Origin of the sequence: Pinisolibacter sp. (assembly GCF_036782435.1) — a bacterium.
Lineage (GTDB): Bacteria > Pseudomonadota > Alphaproteobacteria > Rhizobiales > Ancalomicrobiaceae > CALBKH01.
In genome coordinates this window covers 12,527-17,865 of record NZ_DAIPZB010000070.1, presented here as the reverse complement: position 1 = coordinate 17,865, position 5,339 = coordinate 12,527, and the positions used below count along the sequence as shown (strand labels likewise).

At 69.2% G+C, this 5,339-nt stretch carries 5 protein-coding genes; all 5 read right to left on the bottom strand.

From position 1 onward, the window contains the following. Positions 1-78: 78 nt before the first annotated feature. Positions 79-564, bottom strand: a complete 486-nt coding sequence (locus V7Q42_RS19915) for a hypothetical protein (protein WP_333826011.1) — start codon at positions 562-564, stop codon at positions 79-81. A 212-nt stretch (positions 565-776) separates the two neighbouring features. After that, complete coding sequence (locus V7Q42_RS19910) at positions 777-2,780, bottom strand: PhoX family protein (protein WP_442958241.1); 2,004 nt, start codon at positions 2,778-2,780, stop codon at positions 777-779. A gap of 99 nt (positions 2,781-2,879) precedes the next feature. After that, positions 2,880-3,626 carry a TfuA-like protein gene (locus V7Q42_RS19905; RefSeq protein WP_333826009.1) on the bottom strand — a complete coding sequence of 249 codons (747 nt, stop codon included), beginning with the start codon at positions 3,624-3,626 and terminating at the stop codon, positions 2,880-2,882. Beyond that, entirely contained in the window at positions 3,623-4,876 is a 1,254-nt protein-coding gene (locus V7Q42_RS19900) for a YcaO-like family protein (RefSeq protein WP_333826008.1), read from the bottom strand. The genes V7Q42_RS19905 and V7Q42_RS19900 overlap by 4 nt, the downstream gene beginning before the upstream one ends. Then, positions 4,873-5,339: nucleoporin (locus tag V7Q42_RS19895; protein ID WP_333826007.1), on the bottom strand; the 467-nt coding region annotated here is incomplete at its 5' end. The genes V7Q42_RS19900 and V7Q42_RS19895, both read right to left, overlap by 4 nt.

Below are 5,339 nucleotides of genomic sequence, written 5' to 3'. Positions count from 1 at the left end.
CGGGCCGCAACTCACGAAATTCGGACGAGTCCGAATTTCGTGAACTCGGTATGAGATCGGACGGCGGGGCGGTCCACCTCATCCGAACCGGTCGAGGACGCCCAGGAAGGTGCGGTGGTCGATGTACTGCGTGCCGTCGCAGGAGAACGACATGTTGATCATGCCGTTGATCAGATTGATCGCGGCATTGCGCAGATAGAGCGTCTCGTCGGCGAGGCGCAGACGGCGAAACTCACCGAGCAGGCGGCCGATGTCGGCCTCGTCGATCACGCTCGCGCGGCCGGCGTGGTCGGCATCGGGAAAGCGATCGAGGAAACCCTCCGCCAACACCTCTTCGCGCACGAACTTCTCGTAACAGAAGGGATCGCGCGCGAACCAACAGGTGAGCTGGCTCGACGAATAATGGACCTTGATGTGGAACACGCCCTTACGCACCAGCAGTGTGCGGACGATCTCGTGCACGCGATCGATCGAGGTGTCGAACAGGCTCTCGGTGCGGCTCTGCTCGAACAGTTGGCCGCGGATCGACGGATCGCCTTTGATCTGGAACCATCTTTCCGGCATCGTCCATCCTCCGCGCGTCACGATCGTCCGCGATCGATCCGGCCGACGCCGGATGTCCACATGATCTTCGATTATCTGGCTCGCCATCGCCCGCCAGCAAGGCTCTTCCTCCCGAACGGTTCTCCCGGTCCCCGGGTCGATCGATGCGCGCGACGCACGAAGGGCGACCCGAGGGCCGCCCTTCGCCGTATTCGCCGTGTGGTCGGACGCGATCAGCCGATGGCGCCGCCGCCCTGCTTGGTGATGACCATCACCGAGGGGCGCGGCGGCATGTCGGGCTCGAAATCGGGCCAACGGGTCGAGGGCGTGTCGAAGGTCGAGCCCTTCTCGTCGCCGGGATGCTGGATCGCGGCGAAATAGGCCGAGTCGTCGGAATTGAACGACGGGCCGCAGAGCTCGGCGCCGCGCGGGGTCGAGAAGAACAGCTTGACCAGGGCGCGGCCGTCGCCCTCGGTGTCGGCCGCCCAGACGCCGTCGGCGATGCCGGCCTTCGGCGCACCGTCGGTGGCGATCCACAGGCGGCCCTTGCCGTCGACGGCGACGTTGTCGGGGCAGGAGAGCCAGTCGCCGGCGCCGACCGCCGGGTGATACTTCGCTCCCTGCTCGGGCTTGGTCGGATCGCCGCCGAGCAGGAACAGATCCCAGGTGAACTTCGTCGCGGTGTGGTCCTTGTCGGCGCCGCGGCCGCCCGGCGGGATCATCTCGACGATGTGGCCGTGCTGGTTCGCGGCGCGCGGGTTGACCCCGTTCGTCTGATCCTTCTTGCGCTTGGTGTTGTTGGTCATCACCGCGTAGACGACGCCGGTGACGAGGTTCGGCTCGATGTCCTCCGGGCGATCCATCGGCGTCGCGCCGAGCAGGTCGGCGGCGCGACGGGCCTCGATCATCACGTCGGCCTGGGAGTGGAAGTCGTTGGCGGGGGTCAGCGGTCCCTCGCCGAAGACGATCGGCAACCAGTCGAGCGTCTTGTCGTCGTTGAAGCGGGCGACGTGGAGCGTGCCCTCGTCGAGGATGCCGAAGTTCGCCTCACGCTTCTTCGGATCGAATTTCCCCTTGGAAACGAACTTGTAGACGTAGTCGAACTGCTGGTCGTCACCGGAATAGCAGACGACGTGGCCCGACTTGTCGACCAGGGCATGGGCGCCCTCGTGCTTGAAGCGACCGAGGGCGGTGCGCTTCACCGGCACCGAGGTCGGATCGTAGGGGTCGAATTCGACCATCCAGCCGAAGCGGTTGGCCTCGTTCGGCTCCTTCTCGACGTCGAAGCGGTCGTGGAAACGGTACCAGCCGTAGCCGACGTCGCCGGCGACGCCGAGGCGCTTGTAGGCACGCGCCTCCCTGGTCTTGCCGATGTCGCCGGCGAAGTAGTTGTTGAAGTTCTCCTCCGCCATGAGGACGGTGCCCCACGGGGTGATCGAGCCGGCGCAGTTGTTGACGGTGCCGAGCACCTTCTTGCCGGTCGCGTCGGCCGAGGTCTTCAGGCGGTCGTGGCCGGCGGCCGGGCCCGAGATCGCGATCTCGGTGCCGACGTGGATGCGGCGGTTCATCGGGCTGTCGGCGACGACCGACCACTTGCCGGCGGCGTCGCGGACGATCTCGATGACGGTGTGGCCGTGCGCCGCCATCTCGACGTCGACCATCTCCTTCGACTGGGTCTTCGGGGAGCGATCGGCGGCATCCGGGAACATCAGTTCGCGGTCGACGTATTCATGGTTGATGCAGAGCAGGCCGCGGGCCGGGTTCGCCGAGCCGAAGGGCAGCGGCGTGAAGCCGATGAAGTCGTTGTTGTAGCCGAACTGCTGCAGCTGCGCGGCGGCCGACTGCTTCTTCGGATCGAAGGCGGGCGCGCCCTTCACCACCGCGTCGCCCCAGCGGATCAGCACCGAGGCGTCGTAGCCCTTGGCGACGTGATGGGTGTCGTCGTAGCCGTGCGGCAGCGATTCGAAGGTGAGCGTGCCGATCGAAGCGGCCTCGGCGTTCTTGGCGAAAACCGCCGCGCCGACCGAGCCGACGAGGGCGGTGGAGGCGGCGAGCGCCGCCGAACCGCCGAGGAAGAAGCGGCGGGAAAGCGCCCGCTCGGCGACCACCGCGAAGGGCGTGTTGCCGGAATCGTTGGTGGGAACGTCGTCGCTGGCGCCTTCGACGTAGCGCGTTTCGATCTGATCGGTCATGTCCGAGAATACCCTGTTCGAGCCGTGTCCGGCGGTCGGGGACATTCGATCCGCGGTTTGTATCATCGTGATGAAGGCCGCCCGGTTCCCTTCGACGGCGAAGCCGGAAGGCACCTTCGGTGGCGCGGCTTCGCGCCCACCGCATCACGCCTCCGCAGCGGCGCGCTCGGCGGCGAGGTCGCGCAGGAAGGCGAGCCACTGGTGCGGCTCGACCATCCGCCAGGGCGGCGGCGCGGTGCGGACCGCCGGCAGTTCGGCCATGCGATCGACCAGGACCAGCGCGTCGGCACGTTTCTGGTCGACCCGGTGGGCGCGAGCGGCGGCGACGAAGGCGCGGCGGCGCTCGTCGTCGATGGCGAGGCGGGCGGCGACCGCTTCGAAGTCGAGGTTCTTGAAGAAGATCGAGCGGGCGGCGGCGAGCGCCCCGGCGAAGAAGCCGTCGTCGATCACGCCCTCGCGCCGCATCCGCCGCAGCGTCGCCTCGACGTTGACCAGCGCCTCGGTCAGCGACAGGTGATCCACCTCCTCCGGCCCGTGCAACTGGGCGACGTCGGCGTCGTCGTAGAGTTCGCCGCGCATGTAGCGGGCGCAGATCTCGCCGAGACCGATCATGCCATAGGCGGCGCATTCGGCGGCGCGCAGCGCCCCGAGGCTGCCGGCGCCGAGCACGGTGACGCCGTTCGCGAGCGCCCACAGGATCTCCTTGTGCCAGGGGGCGGCGACGTCCTCGTAGCGGCCGTCGACGAGGCCGATCACCGTCGCGCCCTCGACCACGGCGCGGGCGATGTCGCCCTGCGCCGCCGGTCCGCGGCAGACGATGTCGGGATGCGCGGCGAGCCGGCCGTCGACGACGAGACCGGAGAGCGTGGGGCCGACGAACAGGATCTTCATACCAGCCCCATCATGGCGCGGACGGCGCGCGGCCCGAAGGTGCGGGCGCGGTCACCGGGCGGGTTCTCGAGATCGGGAGCGAAGACCTTGGCCACGGCGAAGTCGTTCTCGCCGGTCTCGAACGGCACGACGATCACCTCGCCGACGCCGCCACGCTTCATCCGTCCGACCATGGCGTCGATCCAGCCGATGCGCGGCCCGATCGCTTCGGGCGAGGTCACGGCATGGGGGCGCGGCGTGGCGTGGACGTAGGTGAGGAGGTCGCCGGCGAGCTTGGCGGCATAGCGGGCCGGCTCGAAGTCGTCTCGGGCGGCGGCGATGGTGGTCAGGCGCGATTGCGCCGCCTCGGTCAGGGCGCGAATGGCGGCGCGCGCCGGCTCGGGATGGCAGCCGGAGCCGGCGGTGAGGTCGAAGTGCTTCCACTTGTCCTCGTGGCCGTTGGGCACCGGCGAGATCACCGCGAAGATCACCGGGATGCCGAGATCGGAGGTGACGTCGAAGAGGCGCAGGCGGAAACCGGCGTCGGTGACGATGCGGTCGAGGCGGGTGAGTTCGGGATCGTCGAAGGCGGCGACGGCGACACAGCGCGCCTCGACCTGGCGATCGTCGCGCAGCGTCCACAGGGTCATCGCGTCACGCTCGATGCGTTCGGTGAGGCCGTGCAGCGTCGCTTCCCAGAAGACGTTGCCGGAGGCGAGGCCGTCGGTCGACTGCCACCAGCGCACCGGCTCGCGGCCGTCGGAGAGGACCGCCGCGTCGAGCGGCACCAGCACGGCCTCGCCGGAGACGAGATCGAGCCCCTCGATCCAGGGGAAGGCCTCGTCGTCGGCCGGCGGCGCGACGCCCTTGCGCAGCAGCATGTCGAGGCGTTGGAAGCGGCGGCCGGCGGCGCGCAGTTGCGCCGTGGTGGCGAGCACGCCGGCGCGGTCGGGGCGTTCGGCGACGGCGACCTCGATCGCCTCCATGGTGGCGGAGGCGCGCGCCGCGGCATCGTCGAGGCCCTTGCCCTGGGAGACCGCGAGGGTTCGGGCGTTGGGCCGGGTCGCCGCCCAGACCGGAATGCCGATGCTGTCGAGGCCGGTGAGGCAGGAGAGCCGCGTGATGCCGAACTCGCCGAATTTCGGCCGCATGGCCCGCACCGTGTCGTCGGGCGGACGCATGCGGTCGAAATAGATGGACCCGTAACCGCGCGCCTCCATCTCGGCGACGTTGGACGCCAACAGGGATGCGAGACGCGCGGCAGGGATCATGCGCGACCTTCGTTGCCGAAGAGCGCGTGCGAGGCGGTGGCCGAACGCACGTCGCTCATCTTCGTCTCGACGCCGAAGAGGGCGTGAGACGCCGCCTCCGAGCGCGTGTCGACGCCGAAGAGGGCGTGGGACGCCGCCTCCGAACGGGTGTCGGCACCGAAGAGGGCGTGAGACGCCGCCTCCGAGCGGATGTCGGCACCGAAGAGGGCGTGAGACGCCGCCTCCGAGCGCGTGTCGGCGCCGAAGAGGGCGTGAGACGCCGCCTCCGAGCGCGTGTCGGAACCGTAGAGCGCATGCGACGCGGCGTCCGAGCGGGTGTCGGAGCCGTAGAGCGCATGCGACGCGGCGTCCGAGCGGGTGTCGGAACCGTAGAGCGCATGCGACGCGGCATCCGAGCGCGTGTCGGAACCGTAGAGCGCATGCGACGCGGCGTCCGAGCGGGTGTCGGAGCCGTAGAGCGCAT